Source organism: Shewanella sp. A32 (genome assembly GCF_029167175.1).
GTDB lineage: Bacteria > Pseudomonadota > Gammaproteobacteria > Enterobacterales > Shewanellaceae > Shewanella > Shewanella yunxiaonensis.
In genome coordinates this window covers 148,888-165,772 of the sequence record NZ_JARFTS010000005.1, presented here as the reverse complement: position 1 = coordinate 165,772, position 16,885 = coordinate 148,888, and the positions used below count along the sequence as shown (strand labels likewise).

The window sequence follows — 16,885 nt, the reverse complement described above, 5'->3', positions numbered from 1 at the left end:
ACATAAAAAAAGCGAAGCTTGAGGCTTCGCTTTTGGATGAACATCCCAGGCTTACTCGCCCTGTTCTACACCAGAGCGGTTCAGGATAAACTGGGTTAACATTGGCACTGGACGCCCGGTTGACCCTTTATTGGCACCACTGGTCCAGGCGGTACCGGCAATATCCAGATGCGCCCAATTATATTTTTTAGCAAAACGCGACAGGAAACAGGCGGCGGTAATGGAGCCCGCTGGTCGACCACCAATATTGGCCATATCCGCAAATGGACTGTCGAGTTGTTCCTGATATTCTTCCCATAGTGGCAAACGCCAGGCGCGGTCACCTGCTTGTTCTCCAGCGTTGAGTAACTCATGAGCCAATGGATTGTGGCTGGAAAACAGGCCAGAGGCGTGCTTCCCTAGCGCAATGACACAAGCACCGGTGAGCGTAGCGGTATCAACCACCAACTCCGGTTCGAAACGTTCAACATAGGTGAGAACATCACATAACACCAAGCGGCCTTCGGCATCCGTATTGAGCACTTCAACGGTTTGACCGCTCATCGTGGTCAGTATGTCACCAGGACGATAGGAATTGCCGGAGGGCATATTCTCGCAGCCCGCCAGTACGCCAATGACATTGATCGGGAGTTTCAATTCGCAAATAGCTTTCATGGTACCAAGAACACCCGCGGCACCACCCATGTCATATTTCATTTCATCCATGGCTTCGCCAGGTTTTAATGAAATACCACCTGAGTCAAACGTCAGGCCTTTGCCCACTAGTACAATCGGTTTAGCGGTGTTGTCTACTGCACCTTGATATTCCATCACAGTCATAATGGATTCATTAGCACTGCCGCGTCCAACGGCCAGATACGCATTCATGCCCAATTGTTCCATCTGTTCTTCGCCAACAGTGGAAACTTTGAGATCTTCATAAACTTCAGCCAACTGTTTCGCTTGCGAGGCAAGATAGGCTGCGTTGCAGATATTGGGTGGCATGTTGGCAACATTACGGCACAAATCGATACCCGCAGAGACTCCCAAACCGTGAGCAATGGCTCGTTCACCTAATGACAGCTCACGGCGAGTCGGTACGTTAAACACCAGTTTACGAAGTGGACGACGAGCTTCTCCTTTACGACTCTTCATAGCGTCGAAGCTATACAGCGCAGCGTTAGTGGTCTCAACTGCCTGACGAACTTTCCAATAGGTGTCGCGACCTTTTACATGTAACTCGGTGAGGAAGCATACAGCCTCCATCGAACCGGTTTCATTTAATGTGTTGATAGTCTTGGCAATGATTTGTTTGTACTGGCGCTCATCGAGTTCTCGTTCTTTGCCACAGCCCACCAGTAATATCCGCTCACTTAGGACATTATCAACATGGTGCAACAGTAGCATCTGGCCAGTTTTACCTTCCAGATCGCCGCGTCGTAGCAGGTTGCTGATATAACCACCGCTAATCTTGTCCAGCTGTTCAGCAATACCGGATAGGCGGCGCGGTTCATAAACGCCGACCACAATACAAGCGGAACGCTGCTTCTCCGGACTGCCGCTCTTTACGCTAAACTCCATGAGCTCTCCTAGATTCTTTTAAAGACAAACTTTTTGATTTATTGGATAATGTCCGCTTATGTCCATCTACATTGGGGCGGATTTTATATCCGGCGTGAGACGGTACTAGACATCTATCCGCAGCGATGGAGGTAACTAAGTTACTATCAGCACCGCCAGTTTGGACAGAAAACTGTCAAAAGTGGACAGTTTACATAAAAGATACTCTGATATCAGCAAAAAGATAAGTTTAGATACAGGACCTGCCTGTGATTGTATTCAGATACTTAATTCGTGAAGTGCTCAAAACTCAGGTCGCAGTGCTGTCTGTGCTCTTGGCTATTTTCGTCAGTCAGCAATTTGTGCGAATTCTCGCCGGTGCCTCGGACGGAGAATTTCCCTCTTCTTTAGTTATGACCCTGATTGGACTCAACTTGCCGGGGTTGTTGGTGTTGATATTGCCGTTGAGTCTGTTCCTTGGGGTCTTGTTGGCTCACGGACGTATGTATGCTGAAAATGAAATGGTGGTGCTCCATGGCGTTGGCATCAGTGAGTGGTATGTCGCCCGCGTGACACTGTTGGTGGCGTTGGTTAATTGTTTATTTACCTTCTGGTTGTCTATGTATGGCAAGCCATGGGCAGAAGAACGGCAACACATAGTGCTTGAAAAAGCTAAGTCAGACGCCGGGCTGGCTGCATTGGTACCGGGCCGATTTCAGACCAGTCCTAATGGCCGTGCCGTCATTTATGTTGAAAAAATCAGCAAAGAAAACGAGTTGCAAAAGGTATTTGTGGTGCAGTTACCCGAGTCTGGCAAAGAGTCTGGTCAGACTAACCTCGTGGTAGCGAAAAGTGGTCGCGTGACTGAAGATAACAGCGGTGCCGAAAGCCTTAAACTGGATAACGGTGTGCGTTACCAAGGTGCGGCTAATCGCAAGGATGTTCAAGTTATTGAATTTGGGAGTTATCAGACCAAGATTAAAGAACAGGAAGTAGATGAAACTGATCGCCGGATGGCGGCGCTTTCTACCCAGGAGTTGTTGAGTCAGCATACCAGTATCGCGGTGGCAGAGTTGCAATGGCGGCTGGCAATTCCGTTAGCAATTCCGCTAATGACCTTGATTGCCGTGCCGATGGCGCGAGTCAATGTGCGGCAGGGTAAATTTGGCAAATTGTTTCCGGCAATATTGCTGTATCTGGGATATTTCGGTTTGCTGGTTGCTGGTCGTAAGGCGCTACAAGATAACGTTATCCCGTTGTGGCTTGGTATGTGGTGGATCCATGGTTCGGCCTTATTGTTGGGGATATTGTTACTGAGTAAAGAGCGTCCAATGGGTACTCGGATTGCGGCGATGTTCCGCAGAAGGAGTATCGCATGATGAAGATTTTGGACTGGTATATTGCCCGGGTATTATTAAGCTCATCCGCGCTCTGTTTGTTAGTTCTGACTGGGCTGTCAGCTATCATCAAGTGGGTTGACCAATTACGATTGGTCGGTCGAGGCACTTACAGCATGATGGATGCAGCCATGTATGTGCTGTATCTGGTGCCCAGTGATATTGAAACGTTTTTTGCGATGGCAGTGCTGCTTGGTGCCTTGATTGGTTTGGGCGTATTGGCTTCCAATTCGGAATTAGTGGTGATGCAGGCTTCCGGGTTGTCGCGATTGCAGATCACTCTGTCGGTCATGAAAACTGCAATTCCTATGATGTTGCTGGTGATGGCTTTAGGCGAATGGGGCGCTCCAGTGGCAGAGATGAAAGCCAGTGAGCTTAAAGCCACTAAAATTTCTGGCGGTAATCTGATTAAATCGCATCGTGGTGTCTGGGCTCGGGATGGCAATATGTTTGTTAACATCGGCCAGATTAACACCACAGATCACCTCAGCGATGTCACGCTGTATGAGTTTGATGAGAATCAACGTTTATTGAGCGTGGTTCACGCAGATAAGGCGATATACATCAACGAATACTGGCAGTTGCACAATGTCAGCCGTACCAGCATTAAGGACGAACAGATTGTGGTCAATACACAGGCACAAGACCGATGGCCATCCAGTCTGACGCCGGATAAGCTGAGTGTGGTGTCAGTAGACCCGGATTCTTTGCCTATCAAGGGCTTGGCTGGTTATATGGATTACCTCAAAGGGAACAATCAGGACGCTAGCCGTTATGAGTTGGCGTTATGGCATAAATTGATGCAGCCTGTGACGGTTGCGGTAATGATGCTGGTGGCCCTGTCTTTCATCTTCGGGCCTATGCGTAATGTCACTATGGGGGCCAGAGTATTGCTGGGCGTGGTGGCGGGTTTTGTATTCCATATCAGTAATGAAATCTTCGGACCGTTAAGCATCGTGTACAATATGCCAGCATTTTTCGGCGCCATTATGCCAAGTTTGTTGTTTACTGGTGCGGCAATTTACTACATCCGCAAGTAAGCTAAAAATGTCTAATGCCCTGCATTAAAGCCGGGCATATTTATGGCTTCGGTAATTGGACTATTTCTGAATCGGTTAGCTTATCCTGCAATGCTAACCGCTGTTGACTAAAGACCAACCAAAGATTTCCTAAGCCTAACAGTGACCAGAAAGCTCTTGCCAGCGCTGTCACCGGACTAATATTCTGGCCATTGGTATGTTGTACTCGCAGACGCCAGGCCTGCATGCCCAAGGTTTGTCCTGCATGACTCCAGAAAAAACAGTAGAACCCGAGCACCCATAACATTAACCAGCATTGGTACACCCCATGATATAGGCGGTTCTGCCTCAATACATCTGCTAATGCTTGGTCGCTAGCAACTGACGTTATACCGAGCCGACTTGTCAGCGCAAAAAAGGCAAACCCTAAAATTCCGGCAAACACATATACCGCCGCTGCCAGTAACAAATCGTAGCAGGCGGCGCCCAAGCGTCTGCCTAATCCAGCTCTCGGGAGATTGGCGTAGTAGCAATCAGGACCTTGTTTCATATCAACTCAGTCTTCAGTTTTTAATAAACGCACTTCGGTGAACCCCATTCGGGCAAATTCAGATTGCCGAAAGTTTTTAAGTGCACCACCGCCTTTCGCCGTTAAGGCAACTTGCTGTTCCATCCTGAGAAAAGCACCGATGTCCACTCCCTCAGCTGCCGCTGCTGCCTCGAAACCGTCATGGTATTTATCATACGCAAAATTGATGGTTTTCTGCTGTCCGCGAAATGTATAGGTCACCAATCTGGCCATTTAGGCTCCTCTGATCATTGAGTTATTTATGAATCGCATTGTGGGCTTAATGATGATGTTCAAAAGCAGGGATGTTTACCATTTTAAAGCCACGGGTTGCCGAAATATTCATCTTATCGCTGAACGTGTCTCGTCGCAGCAATGTGAACACCAAACTCAAAATGTATGTTGTGTAAAAGTCCCATGTTATCGAGGGCGCAATATAACATGGAGTGATGGTCAACTGTTCGGACATTTTATGGTGTAAATCGAAGCGAAAGACAGTGGTTTGATTTGCATTAAAAAAGCCTTCTTCAGAAGAAGGCCAATTTCAGTGTGTTGATTAAGGTTAGAAGTTGTTTGTGCAACTGGAAAATATCGAAATTTAAGAATTGATGGGCGATTGTTGACGTGAAAACCTTATCAAAAAACGAGAGGTAATTTGTGAACTCTGCCTGAGCGTAACTACTGAGCACATCAGCTTGTCTATAACGAATTATCTCATCATCAGAATTTACTGCGAAAGATAAAATACACCGCACCCAGCAAACATAGACCAGCCCACAGGTAATCCAATTTCAGTGGTTCTTTTAAAAAAAACACTGAGAATGGTACGAAAATGCTCAAGGTAATGACTTCCTGAAGAATTTTTAGCTGGCCGACACTCATAACGGTATAGCCGATACGGTTAGCCGGGACTTGTAACAGATATTCAAACAGGGCAATGCCCCAACTGACTAATGCAGCGATTATCCAGGGTTTGGTCCCCAGCATTCGCAGGTGTCCATACCAGGCAAATGTCATGAAAATATTGCTGAGGCACAACAAGCCAATGGTAATAAATGTGGGTTGCATTCAGATGGTCCGAGACAGGCTATAACGCATATAACAGGCATTTTCAGGGTAGTTGCTAAGGGACTTTTTAGCTGTAGCTTGACTAAATCCCAGCATTTGCCAGTAGTCCTCAGCGCCTTGTACCGCAACCAAGGACACGGAACCTAGTTGTTGTTGCAATGCAAATTGTACCAGCCGACGGAAAGCCTGAGTGGCAAAACCATTGCCTCTGGCCTCTGAGCTGACGGCGATATCATGCAGATACAAGGTGTCCGGCGTATCGCAAGGGCCGAGGATCTGGTCGAGTTCTGGTGGCATGCCATCCAGCCACGGATGGGCGAGGCAGTAACCTTGTACTCGTTCTCTTATCACCATCACGAAACAGCTTTCAGGTGACAACTGCCACTTGTTTTGTAATACCGCTAAAGATTCTGGTTCAAGATCCTGATAACACTGCTGTTGTACGGCAGCAATTAGCGGCCAGTCGCCGGGTTTGATGGCACGAATAAGCATGATGTACAGCCTGAGCAAAACGTGCCATCAGTATATCAGGTTATAGGCTTAATTAACGCAGATAACGTTGTTGTAAATGACGTTTTAAGTATTGAGGATTCAAGGGTTCTCCGGTGGCTTGCCTCACCAGCGTATCTGTGTCGAGCAGTGAACCTTGAGACCAGATATGCTGCTGTAGCCAGTCAAATACCTTCGCCAATTTATCGTTTTGGATCAATGTATCCAGCGGCCCCAACTGTTTTTCTATGGCAAAGCGAAACTGCGCGGCATACATCGCACCTAAGGTGTAACTGGGGAAGTAACCGAATTCGCCTACAGCCCAATGAATATCCTGCATACAGCCATCACGATAATTATCCTTGGTACTGAGCCCCAGATAGTGCTGCATCCGCTGATCCCAGAATTCTGGCAGATCAGACACGGCTAAAGAGCCGTCAATCAATGACTGCTCAGCTTCGAAACGCAGCAAGATGTGGCAAGGATAGGTGACTTCATCGGCGTCAACCCTAATAAGTCCCGGTTGTACCTGAGTCATTTGTTGATGTAACTCTGCTGCACTTTGATGACAGGATAAGTGGCGTTTTAACAATGGATAGATTTTATCAACAAAGGCTTGGCTGCCGGCTAGTTGCATTTCAAAAAACAAACTCTGGCTTTCATGGATACCCATGGAGCGTGCCAAACCCGCCGGTTGTCCTTGCCAGGCGATCGGGAGTCCTAATTCATAACGTGCATGGCCGGTTTCATGAATAATGCCAAGTAAAGCACCAAGGAAGCTCTGTTCGTCGTAACGTGTTGTCAGTCTGACATCTCCCGGCACGCCACCGCAGAAGGGATGTGCACTGATATCCAATCGTCCCTGCTGAAAATCGAAGCCAAGGAAATGCATCACTTCTTTACCCAAATCCTGTTGGCGAGCAATGGGGTAACGCTGGGCGTCATTAGAAGCAACTGCCGGTAATTGCCGCTCGTGTATTTGCTGAATAAAGGTGGGAATCCAATCTCTGAGGCTTCCCAGTGTTTGTTCTAATCTTGCCGCTGTCATCCCCGGTTCAAATTGCGCTAGCAAAGCATCATAGGGTGCCACACCCTCTGCGTCAGCGCGCGCCTGTGCTTCTTCTTTGACTAATTGCAACAAAGGTTGCAGATTGGCTTTAAAACCTTGCCAGTCATTAGCGGGGCGCTGCTGTCGCCATTGATGTTCGCATTGGTAGGCCGCAGCAGTTTTTGCCTGAATGAGTGATGACGGAACACAACTAGCATGGCGCCACTGCTGCTTCATTTCACGCAGGTTAGCTTGTTGTGGCGGCGTTAATGCGGAAAGTTGCTGCTCAGCTTCAGACAGCCAGTCGGTCAGATTAGGTGCGGTTTTTAATTGATGAATATGACCCGCGAGCTCGGCCATGGCGGCAGCACGGCTGTCGCTGCCGCCAGCGGGCATCATTGTCGCCTGATCCCAGTCACCTAACGCCGCAAAATGTTCAAAATGTGAAATTTTCTGAAAATGTTGGCGCAACTGTTCATAAGCCGCTGGCTGTTGGGTATTCATGGCATCCACTCAATACATCGCTCAATACCATTATGCTAGCTGTGTCCTCACGGCTACTCAACTGTCATTTTTTGTGCTTTTTCTGTGCAAAGTCACGCAAAGGTGGTGGCATATCATCCGCCAGATTACTAGACTCTGTAACGGGAATTTAAAGGATTAACTGCGAGACAACTGCAGGATGCAGTGTGCCTCAAGGAGGAGTAACGTGCTGGAGTTTATTCTGGCGAATGATAATCTGCCTTATATGGTTTGTGCGACTGTCGTCGTGATGCTTGGCGTCATTGAAGCGATGGCCCGGTTAGCCGGAGGCAGTCTGGGCATGTTAATGGATGAGCCATTGGCATTGCAGAGTTCAGGCGTTGATATCAGCGAAGAGCCATCCCTCGCATCTTGGTTGGGCCTCGATCGTCTCCCCGTTTTTTTGTGGTTCATTTTAGCGCTGATATCTTTTGCTATTGGTGGCTTTCTGCTGAACCTGCTCACTTGGCTGTCGTTCAATATCTTATTACCCCAAGAAATTTCTGTATGGCCAGCGTTTGCTCTGACATCTGTCAGTTGTCATCTGTTGGGGAAACAACTGGCGTGGAAACGTGGGGAAGATGAGGACGCCGATAATCTTTGTGGCAATATCGGCATTTTAACCTTAGGGAAAGCGATTAAAGGTAATCCGGCAGAGGCATTGGTCCATGATGATCAACAGCGTATTCACTACGTTATGGTTGAACCTCAGGAAGAGGATGTTGCGTTTGAGGCCGGTACCCGAGTGTTACTGTTGCAGAAAGATGGGGTGATTTGGCGTGCGATCCCGTTTGAATCCTAGCACGCCACGGCTCATTTTAATTTTTTCTGTTGTTGGCTACCGCCCACACGGACTTTAACCCGACGACCCGACAGCGATTTTTCTGCAGCAACTTGTTCTGATGCGCTGCTTTCCTCAGGTTTGCGTTTGCCAAAACGGCGCCGTTGCAGCTGCTTTAATAGCACGTCGCGATTACTGACTTCATAGCCGGGCATCATGATGCGTTTAAGGCGCTGACCAATGAGTTTCTCAATATCGGCGAGGATGCGTTCCTCTTCGCGGCTAACGAACGAAATCGCTACCCCTGATTTTCCCGCGCGGCCAGTACGGCCAATGCGGTGAACATAGTCTTCAGCCAGGAATGGCATGTCATAGTTCACCACGTAGTCCAGATCGGGAATATCCAGTCCGCGAGCGGCCACTTCTGTGGACACCAACACGCGGATTTTGCCTTCAGTAAATTCCTTTAACGAACGTCGCCGTTTACCATGCGCTTTTTCACTGTGAACCGCAGCGGTGGGGATCCCGTCTCGGTTTAGCTCATCGGCGAGTTGGTCTGCATCTTCGCGTGTTGCGGAAAACACCAACACCTGATGCCAGTTTTTACGGCCAATCAGTTCGGCCAGTAGTTCGCGCTTACGACGTTGCTCAACCGGATAAACCACTTGGCTGACAGTGTTGGCGGTGGTGTTTTGGCGATCGGCTGCCAACACCTTGGGACGGCGCAGAGTTTGCTCTGCTAACTGTCTTACGCCACCAGAAAAGGTGGCAGAAAACATCAGTGTCTGTCGTTCCTTATTGGTCGCTTGCAGGATTTTCTGAATATCTTTGATAAAGCCCATATCCAGCATGCGGTCAGCTTCGTCTAACACCAACACTTCGACCTGCGAAAGATTAATATTGCCTGCTTGCAGATGTTCCAACAAGCGGCCAGGCGTTGCGACCACGAGCTCGGCGCCTTGGCGTAATTTGTTGGCTTGGCCAGTGGTTTTTACCCCGCCAAACAATGCAACGGTTTGGGTCTCTAAGTAACGGCTATAGGCTTTGGCATTCTCGGCGACCTGCGCAACCAGTTCGCGGGTCGGTGCCAGGATCAACGCGCGGGCAATGCCGGGCTGCGCGACTGCAGGTTTGTCATAGAAACGTTGTAACAGCGGCAATACAAAAGCAGCGGTTTTACCTGTTCCAGTTTGCGCACTGGCGAGCACATCCTGACCACGGCGGATGGGCGGAATTGCCAGTTTCTGAATCGGGGTCATGCTCTCATAACCACATTCGCTGACCGCACGAATGATTTCTGGGGCAAAACTATAGGATTCAAATTTCATGTTACGCTTCCTGTATTCAAGCAAAAATGCCTGCTTGACCAGTGATCATATTGATATTGTGGCAGGCGGCCGCGGAGTATAGCAAAAAACCACCAGTGGTAAAATCTAATCCCGAGATTGTTACTCGAAAACAAACAACGGGATATCTATGAAAAAAGCCGCCATCAGGCGGCTTTTTAACATTTCATCAGTTAAACCATCCGGCAAACATCTGTTTGAAGTAATCAATCAGTTTGCTAAACCAGCTGCCTTCTTTCACCTCTTCCAGTGATACCAGCGGGAACTGCGCAATATCTTTACCGTTTAATTGGAAGTAGAGACGACCGACAGTTTCGCCTTTAGCTATAGGGGCAACTAATTCTTTAGTCAGTTCGAAATTGGCCTTGAGATTTTTGGCCTGGCCGCGCGCAATAGTGATTGGCGTGTCGGTAACGACGCCCAAATTGACGGTACTCTTGTCGCCATACCAAATTTTCTGGGTGACGAAACTGTCACCTGCTTTGTAAGGGGTGACGGTTTCAAAGAAGCGGAAACCAAACTCCAGCAGCTTTTTACTTTCGGCCTTACGCGCAGCTTCACTCTTAGTGCCCAACACGACCGAAATCAGACGCATACCATCTTTGGTTCCTGAAGCGACCAGGTTATAGCCCGCTTCTGATGTATGGCCGGTTTTGATGCCGTCTACATGCAAACTGTTATCCCACAATAAACCATTGCGGTTGTACTGTTTGATGCCGTTATAGGTAAACGATTTTTCGTCATAGATTTTATATTCATTGGGTACATCCCGGATCAGGGCGGCACCTAACAGTGCTAGATCATACGCAGTGCTTTTATGATTTTCTCCATGCAGGCCGTGGGCATTCTCAAAGTGAGAGTCTTTCATACCCAACTGCTTAGCCCAGGAGTTCATCAGATCAACGAATGCACCTTCAGTCCCGGCGATGTGTTCAGCCATTGCCACACAGGCATCGTTACCAGACTGAATGATGATGCCCCGGTTAAGATCAGAAACTTTGACCTTTTTACCTACCTCAATAAACATCTTGGAGGAATCCGGGAAGTTTTTAGACCAGGCATTTGGCGATACGGTAACTTCGTCATCAGGTGACACGTTACCGCGTTTGATTTCCTGACCAATCACATAGCTGGTCATCATCTTGGTCAAACTGGCTGGGTCCAATTGTTCATGGGCATTATTTTCTGCAATGACCTGCCCGGAGTTGTAATCCATCAACACGTATGCTTTGGCTGCCACGTCCGGCGCATCTGGGATCACCATCGGCCGAGGGGCTGTTAACGCGGGAGTAGGATTGTTGGGGATCGGCGTTGGAGATACCGGGTCAGCCAGCGCGCCTGCGGAGACAACGCCAGTGAACATGAACAGTGCTGTTGCGGTTTGTTTTGCGAAATTCATCATTGACTGGATACGTTTTTATGGTTGGTGTGGGACTGCCTAATTGCAGCGAGTATATCATTTGTCGACCAGTGAAATCAGTTAAGGTTCCTTAATTTAACAAGAGTCGGCCAAATATTAACCACCTTGTGAGGCGGGATCCCTTACCAGGTAACTTTGTGGATAACCACCATTACGGATAGTGTCCAACATACGGTTAGCCAGATCCTCATTGGCCATGGGGCCTAACTGCAAACGGTACAGGTTATCTGCGGCAGTAACACGGCTTTGTATATTAAATTTCTGTTCCAATTCCGAAGCTAATGATTGCAGCTTTTCCTTAGAACTGGCGGCAACAATCTGTACATAGTAAACCGCTTTGCCACTGGTAATGGCTGCGACAGCTTGGTGTTCTGGGCTGTCATTATAGATAACTTCCAAGCGCACTCGCGCGGTGCCGGTTTGCAGCATTCCGAGTTTATAGGCAGCGGCATAGGACACGTCGATTACCCGATTGGAGTGGAATGGCCCACGGTCATTGACGCGCACAATCACGCTTTTGTTATTGTCCAGATTCGTGACTCTGACGTAACTGGGCAAGGGCAGTGTCTTATGTGCAGCCGACATGGTGTACATGTCATAAAGTTCACCGTTTGACGTGTAATGTCCGTGAAATTTGGACGCATACCAGGAGGCCAAACCCTCCTGCACAAATCCTTTGCCGGAAGGCATCACTGAATAAGACTGTCCCAACACTTCATAGTCTTTGTTGCCCTGTTTACTATAGGGTTCGTAACGTGGCTGGGCATCCTTTACTTGCGACAAATCCGGCGGATTTTCGGGTGGCCGGTCATCCTTCATGCTGTAGCGACCGTCATTGCGATTGACGGGCTCGCTGGCACAGCCACCTAACAATAATAAAAGGCCTAGTACTAACCACCCATTACTTTGCCGCATAGTGTTGCCTCAGTTGTTCGCTGAATTGATATACCGCCATGGCGTACAGCGGACTACGATTGTAACGTGTGATGACGTAAAAATTTTTCAGGCCTAGCCAGTACTCTTTTTGTTGTGGCTGCTGCAGCTCAATTAACATAGCGGGCTGAGCGATATCCAAATCTCTGGACTCGGCTAATGCCACATTCGGCGCCAAGATATCGGCAGCCGTCTGTGTGAGTTTATCCTGCGGTTGCCACACATGGGCCTCGGGTGTTGCGTCAACCTTCAGCGGCAATGCTACCGGTTTTCCCAATTGCCAGCCATGCTGATGAAAGTAATTCGCGACACTGCCGATCGCATCAACCGGGCTACCGACCAAGTCGCGTTTGCCATCACCATCGAAATCCACGGCGTAGGCGAGATAGCTGGAAGGAATAAACTGACCATAACCCATCGCGCCAGCATAAGAGCCGTTCAAGGTGTGACTGTCCAGCTGCTCATTGCGTAACAACACCATCAGCTTTCCCAGTTCGCTGCGAAAAAAGTCGGCACGTGGTGGGTAGTAAAAACCAAGCGTATAGAGTGCATCGACGACTGGATAATTGCCGAGAAATTGACCGTAAAAGGTCTCAATGCCAATGATTGAAACAATGATTTCCGGAGCAACCTGGTACTTTTTAGCGGCGCGTGACACGGCCTCTTGGTGTTGCTGCCAGAAGTCCAGTCCTGCCTGTAATCTTTTGTCAGTCAGAAACAGCGGATAATACTGATACCAAGGTTTGGCTTCCCAGGGCTTAGCTATTGCATCCAGTACCTGCTGATTTTTATGTGCGGAAGCCAGAAATTGCTCGGTTTCTTTGGCACTAAAACCTTGCGTTTGTTGTTGCTGGATAAATTGTTGCTGCAGTTGTTCAAACGTCGGCGTGGAGGCTGCCGTGGCAACCTGAGAGATGGCCATCATTAACAGCGCGAACAACTGTTTTGGTATCGGCATGAAAACGGCATTCCTATCTGTCGATAAAGCGTCGATGAGTGTGAATACTCATTAGAATGCCAAAACCCGCCAGCAAAGTCAGCATCGACGTACCACCATAACTGATCAGCGGTAAAGGCACACCGACTACCGGCAGGATACCGGATACCATCCCAATATTAACAAACACATAAACGAAAAATGTGAGGGTGATGGAGCCTGCCAATAATCGCGCAAAACTGGTTTGGGCGCGCGAGGCAATCACCAATCCCCGCCCGATAACGTAAAGGTATAGTGTCAGCAAAAAGACACTGCCAATTAAACCAAATTCTTCACCAATGACCGCAAAGATAAAGTCAGTATGGCGCTCGGGTAAAAATTCCAACTGCGATTGGGTGCCATCCAGCCAGCCTTTGCCCCAGATACCGCCGGAACCAATGGCAATCTTCGACTGGATGATATGATAGCCGGTGCCCAGTGGATCGGCTTCAGGGTTAAGCAATGTCAGCACGCGGTTGCGTTGATAATCGTGCATCAGGAAGAACCATAACACCGGCAAAAATGCCAGAATGCCCGCGATAACGCCGCCGACAATCGTCCAGCTCATCCCGGAAAGAAACAGCACGAAAATGCCGGACGCTGCTACCAGAATAGATGTCCCGAGGTCTGGCTGTTTAGCGATCAGTAGCGTAGGAACGGCCAATAGTACTGCGGCGCCTGCCAGGTAGCGCTTTTTGGGCGGCAGTGGAAATTTACTGATATACCAGGCCATGGTGATGGGAAAGGCGAGTTTCATCAGTTCGGATGGCTGAAACTCCATAAAACCAAGGTTAAGCCAGCGTTGCGCGCCTTTATTGATCTCGCCAAAAAAGTGCACCGCCAGCAGAAATACTACGCCCGTGAGGTAAATCGGTAGTGCCCAACGCCGATAGACTTCCGGATTAATCTGCGCCAGAACGAACATTAACCCTAAGGAGATCACCATGCGAACCATTTGCCGTTCGAGCATCCCCGGGTCTTCGCCGCTGGCAGAATAAATCACGAATAGCCCGAAGCACATCAGTGCCAGTAGTCCAAGCAACAGCGGTAAATCAAGATGCAGGCGTTGCCAGAGGTTTGGTCTATGGCTGTGCATGTGGTAGCTCCCATTTATCCCGCAACAGATATTCATCCATCATGGCACGCGCCACTGGCCCGGCATTTTGGCCACCCCAACCGGCGTTTTCCAGAATCACTGCCAGTACGATTTTGGGATGTTCAAACGGTGCGTAGGCAATCGTCAAGGCGTTATCGCGCAGATGTGCATCAATGGTTTTGGCATTATAACGTTCGTCCTCTGCAATACTGAACACCTGCCCAGTACCGGTTTTCATCGCGGCCGTGTAACTAGCATCACTGAAACGACCCTTTAGGGCGGTTTGTCGCATCGCCTCTGCAATCACATCCCAATGCCGTGGATTTTTCAGCGTGACTGGTGGTTTCTCCTGCACCGGCGAGTCAATCATTGAGGTGCTGTCTTTGATGGATTTCAGCAGGTGCGGTGGAATACGCCGACCCTTTTCTGCCAGGATGGTAACCGCGGCGGCCAATTGTAATGGGGTTGTAGTCCAGTACCCCTGGCCAATACCGACAGAAATCGTATCGCCGATATACCACGGTTGGTTATAACGTAAACGTTTCCAGTCTCTTGAAGGCATGTTACCGGGCGATTCTTCATAGATATCCACGCCCGTGTTTTCCCCAAAACCGAACTGTTCCATAAAGTTGGAAATCCGATCTACGCCGCTTTTGTAGGCTAAATCATAAAAGTACGTGTCACAGGAATTAACGATGGCCCCATACACATCAACCCAGCCGTGGCCCCAGCGTTTCCAGTCACGATACTTACGTTCTACCCCGGGGATCTGCCAGTATCCCGGGTCCCAGACGCGAGTTTTTTCATTGATAATGCCATCTTCGAGGCCCATCAAGGCCAGGAATGGTTTGACTGTTGATGCCGGCGCATATTGCCCTTGGGTGGCGCGGTTGATTAGTGGCCGTGATTCTGAATTCAACAGCTCGCTATAAGCCTTGGCACTAATGCCATGGACAAACTGATTTGGGTCATAACTGGGGCTGGAAACCATCGCCAGAATACCGCCATCACGCGGATCGATAGCAACGATAGAACCACGACGTCCATCCAACAGTTCCATTGCTTTCTGTTGTAATGCCAGATCAATCGTCAGGTAAATATCTTGCCCGGGTTCCGGTGGTTCAACCTTTAAGGTGCGAATATGGCGTCCCAGGTTATTCACTTCTTCTTCGAGATGACCAGGCTTGCCGTGCAGCAGGCTTTCATAGAACTTTTCGACGCCTTGCTTACCGATATCATTGGTTGCCGCGTAGTCTGGCCAATCGCCAGATAATTCCAGCGCTTTTTGATCGCGGTTATTAATGCGACCGACATAACCCAAGACATGCGTTAACAATTCGCCATAAGGATAGTAACGGTTAAGCCCGGCTTCAACCGACACGCCTTCAAAGCGATATTGGTTAACGCTGAAGGCGGCTAGCTCGGTTTCAGACAGGTGATTTTTGAGGGTTAATGGCTTAAAACGCCGATGGAATTTCAGCGCTTCAGTGAAACTTTGACGTTCATCGTCGGAAATAGGGACGACAGTTGCCAGCTGATCGAGCATGGCGTTCATGTCTTTTACTTTTTCTGGAATCACTTCCAGTGAGTAAAACGGTTGATTTTCCGCCAGCAGTTTGCCGTTGCGATCGTAAATCAGGCCACGACTAGGGGGCAGTGGCACCACACGGATGCGGTTATCATTAGAGCGGGTCGCGTAATCTTTGTAGGAGGTGACCTGCAAATGATAAAGATTTCCCACCAGTACTAGCAGCAGTATGGCGACACAGATGAAAGTGAACGTTGCACGGCGCCGGAATAGCGCAGCCTCTGCGGCATGGTCGTGCATGGTAATTCGCTTTCGTTGCTGCACTCAGTGATCTCCGTCCGCGGTTATTCCCGATGATAGGGATGATTATTATTAATGCTCCAGGCGCGGTATAGGCTCTCGGCAACCACGACCCGGACTAATGGATGGGGCAGGGTAAGTGCGGATAGACACCAACTCTGTGCCGCTGCTTGTTTGCAGGCGGGTGCCAGGCCTTCCGGTCCACCGACTAATAAACTTACATCTCGGCCATCTAGCTGCCATTTCGCTAAATTTTCAGCCAGTTCTGGAGTCGTCCAGTTTTTGCCAGGCAGATCCAGGGTAACGATATGGTTACCCTTGGCAACCGCCGCCAGCATGGCTTCGCCTTCTCTGTGCAAAATGCGCGCAATATCGGCATTCTTACCGCGTTTACCGGCAGGAATTTCAAGCAACTCCAACGCCATGTCTCGAGGAAACCGACGTTGATATTCCATGAAACCTTTACTGACCCAATCGGGCATTTTGGTGCCGACAGCGATGAGTTGTAGCTTCATCGGCGTTAAACTTCAGCCCAGAGTTTTTCCAACTGATAATGATCTCGTGCTTGTTCGAGCATGACATGCAAAATCACATCACCGAGATCGACCAGCACCCATTCACTGCCGTCGCGTCCCTCAACGCCTAAAGGGGGAATACCCGCTTGTTTGGCTTCACTCACCACATGCTGCGCAATGGCGCTGATGTGGGTATTGGAGGTTCCGGTACAAATCACCATGTAATCGGTGATATTGGATTTCTGTTGCACATCAAGCACCACGATATCTTTAGCTTTGATGTCTTCGACCTTATCAACAACGAATTGTTTCAACTCCGCACTCTGCAAGCTGATGTTCC

Annotated in this window: 17 protein-coding genes; 3 read left to right on the top strand and 14 right to left on the bottom strand. The window is 49.0% G+C overall.

What is annotated here, in order from left to right:
• Window positions 1-51: 51 nt before the first annotated feature.
• A complete protein-coding gene (gene pepA, locus PY479_RS06260; RefSeq protein WP_212594111.1) occupies window positions 52-1,560 on the bottom strand; it encodes a leucyl aminopeptidase in 1,509 nt (502 codons plus the stop codon).
• Window positions 1,561-1,808: 248 nt separating this feature from the next.
• Here pepA and lptF point away from each other — a divergent pair, with 248 nt between their 5' ends.
• Both lptF and lptG read left to right on the top strand, forming a co-directional pair.
• On the top strand, window positions 1,809-2,918 hold the full coding sequence (gene lptF, locus PY479_RS06255; protein ID WP_275483213.1) for an LPS export ABC transporter permease LptF: 1,110 nt from the start codon (window positions 1,809-1,811) through the stop codon (window positions 2,916-2,918).
• Complete coding sequence (gene lptG / locus PY479_RS06250) at window positions 2,918-3,976, top strand: LPS export ABC transporter permease LptG (protein WP_212596654.1); 1,059 nt, start codon at window positions 2,918-2,920, stop codon at window positions 3,974-3,976. Before lptF ends, lptG begins: the two co-directional genes overlap by 1 nt.
• Window positions 3,977-4,016: 40 nt before the next feature.
• Here lptG and PY479_RS06245 read toward each other — a convergent pair whose 3' ends face one another.
• The 5 genes from PY479_RS06245 to PY479_RS06225 all read right to left on the bottom strand — a co-directional run bounded on the left by PY479_RS06245 (window position 4,017) and on the right by PY479_RS06225 (window position 7,632).
• Complete coding sequence (locus PY479_RS06245) at window positions 4,017-4,505, bottom strand: RDD family protein (RefSeq protein ID WP_275483212.1); 489 nt, start codon at window positions 4,503-4,505, stop codon at window positions 4,017-4,019.
• 6 nt (window positions 4,506-4,511) lie between these two features.
• The gene (locus tag PY479_RS06240) at window positions 4,512-4,757 is read right to left on the bottom strand and encodes a DUF2960 family protein (RefSeq protein ID WP_212594108.1); all 246 of its coding nucleotides are present in this window, start codon (window positions 4,755-4,757) and stop codon (window positions 4,512-4,514) included.
• Between the two features lie 486 nt (window positions 4,758-5,243).
• A complete protein-coding gene (locus PY479_RS06235; protein WP_212594107.1) occupies window positions 5,244-5,591 on the bottom strand; it encodes a DMT family protein in 348 nt (115 codons plus the stop codon).
• Window positions 5,592-6,083, bottom strand: coding sequence for a GNAT family N-acetyltransferase (locus PY479_RS06230; RefSeq protein ID WP_275483211.1), 492 nt, complete (start codon window positions 6,081-6,083; stop codon window positions 5,592-5,594).
• Window positions 6,084-6,135: 52 nt separating this feature from the next.
• On the bottom strand, window positions 6,136-7,632 hold the full coding sequence (locus tag PY479_RS06225) for a carboxypeptidase M32 (protein WP_275483210.1): 1,497 nt from the start codon (window positions 7,630-7,632) through the stop codon (window positions 6,136-6,138).
• A gap of 205 nt (window positions 7,633-7,837) precedes the next feature.
• On the opposite strand from PY479_RS06225, the gene PY479_RS06220 reads away from it, so the two are divergent.
• Window positions 7,838-8,452, top strand: coding sequence for an OB-fold-containig protein (locus tag PY479_RS06220; protein WP_275483209.1), 615 nt, complete (start codon window positions 7,838-7,840; stop codon window positions 8,450-8,452).
• A gap of 11 nt (window positions 8,453-8,463) precedes the next feature.
• Here the strand turns inward: PY479_RS06220 and PY479_RS06215 are convergent, their stop codons facing one another.
• The 8 genes from PY479_RS06215 to rsfS all read right to left on the bottom strand — a co-directional run bounded on the left by PY479_RS06215 (window position 8,464) and on the right by rsfS (window position 16,874).
• Window positions 8,464-9,759, bottom strand: coding sequence for a DEAD/DEAH box helicase (locus PY479_RS06215; protein WP_212594103.1), 1,296 nt, complete (start codon window positions 9,757-9,759; stop codon window positions 8,464-8,466).
• Between the two features lie 187 nt (window positions 9,760-9,946).
• Complete coding sequence (locus PY479_RS06210; RefSeq protein ID WP_228730337.1) at window positions 9,947-11,179, bottom strand: serine hydrolase; 1,233 nt, start codon at window positions 11,177-11,179, stop codon at window positions 9,947-9,949.
• Between the two features lie 114 nt (window positions 11,180-11,293).
• Complete coding sequence (locus tag PY479_RS06205; protein ID WP_275483208.1) at window positions 11,294-12,112, bottom strand: septal ring lytic transglycosylase RlpA family protein; 819 nt, start codon at window positions 12,110-12,112, stop codon at window positions 11,294-11,296.
• A complete protein-coding gene (gene mltB, locus PY479_RS06200) occupies window positions 12,099-13,055 on the bottom strand; it encodes a lytic murein transglycosylase B (RefSeq protein WP_275483243.1) in 957 nt (318 codons plus the stop codon). The genes PY479_RS06205 and mltB overlap by 14 nt, the downstream gene beginning before the upstream one ends.
• A gap of 46 nt (window positions 13,056-13,101) precedes the next feature.
• Window positions 13,102-14,202 carry a rod shape-determining protein RodA gene (rodA, locus tag PY479_RS06195; RefSeq protein ID WP_212594100.1) on the bottom strand — a complete coding sequence of 367 codons (1,101 nt, stop codon included), beginning with the start codon at window positions 14,200-14,202 and terminating at the stop codon, window positions 13,102-13,104.
• Window positions 14,189-16,054, bottom strand: a complete 1,866-nt coding sequence (gene mrdA, locus PY479_RS06190; protein ID WP_212594099.1) for a penicillin-binding protein 2 — start codon at window positions 16,052-16,054, stop codon at window positions 14,189-14,191. The genes rodA and mrdA overlap by 14 nt, the downstream gene beginning before the upstream one ends.
• Window positions 16,055-16,074: 20 nt before the next feature.
• The gene (gene rlmH, locus PY479_RS06185; RefSeq protein WP_212594098.1) at window positions 16,075-16,545 is read right to left on the bottom strand and encodes a 23S rRNA (pseudouridine(1915)-N(3))-methyltransferase RlmH; all 471 of its coding nucleotides are present in this window, start codon (window positions 16,543-16,545) and stop codon (window positions 16,075-16,077) included.
• 5 nt (window positions 16,546-16,550) lie between these two features.
• Window positions 16,551-16,874 carry a ribosome silencing factor gene (gene rsfS / locus PY479_RS06180; protein ID WP_212594097.1) on the bottom strand — a complete coding sequence of 108 codons (324 nt, stop codon included), beginning with the start codon at window positions 16,872-16,874 and terminating at the stop codon, window positions 16,551-16,553.
• Window positions 16,875-16,885 lie beyond the last annotated feature (11 nt).

Coding starts and splice junctions, on each gene's coding strand:
- pepA (WP_212594111.1), bottom strand. CDS start 1,560: ATGGAGTTTAGCGTAAAGAGCGGCAGTCCGGAGAAGCAGCGTTCCGCT.
- lptG (WP_212596654.1), top strand. CDS start 2,918: ATGAAGATTTTGGACTGGTATATTGCCCGGGTATTATTAAGCTCATCC.
- PY479_RS06245 (WP_275483212.1), bottom strand. CDS start 4,505: ATGAAACAAGGTCCTGATTGCTACTACGCCAATCTCCCGAGAGCTGGA.
- PY479_RS06240 (WP_212594108.1), bottom strand. CDS start 4,757: ATGGCCAGATTGGTGACCTATACATTTCGCGGACAGCAGAAAACCATC.
- PY479_RS06235 (WP_212594107.1), bottom strand. CDS start 5,591: ATGCAACCCACATTTATTACCATTGGCTTGTTGTGCCTCAGCAATATT.
- PY479_RS06230 (WP_275483211.1), bottom strand. CDS start 6,083: ATGCTTATTCGTGCCATCAAACCCGGCGACTGGCCGCTAATTGCTGCC.
- PY479_RS06225 (WP_275483210.1), bottom strand. CDS start 7,632: ATGAATACCCAACAGCCAGCGGCTTATGAACAGTTGCGCCAACATTTT.
- PY479_RS06215 (WP_212594103.1), bottom strand. CDS start 9,759: ATGAAATTTGAATCCTATAGTTTTGCCCCAGAAATCATTCGTGCGGTC.
- PY479_RS06210 (WP_228730337.1), bottom strand. CDS start 11,179: ATGATGAATTTCGCAAAACAAACCGCAACAGCACTGTTCATGTTCACT.
- PY479_RS06205 (WP_275483208.1), bottom strand. CDS start 12,112: ATGCGGCAAAGTAATGGGTGGTTAGTACTAGGCCTTTTATTATTGTTA.
- mltB (WP_275483243.1), bottom strand. CDS start 13,055: ATGATGGCCATCTCTCAGGTTGCCACGGCAGCCTCCACGCCGACGTTT.
- rodA (WP_212594100.1), bottom strand. CDS start 14,202: ATGCACAGCCATAGACCAAACCTCTGGCAACGCCTGCATCTTGATTTA.
- rlmH (WP_212594098.1), bottom strand. CDS start 16,545: ATGAAGCTACAACTCATCGCTGTCGGCACCAAAATGCCCGATTGGGTC.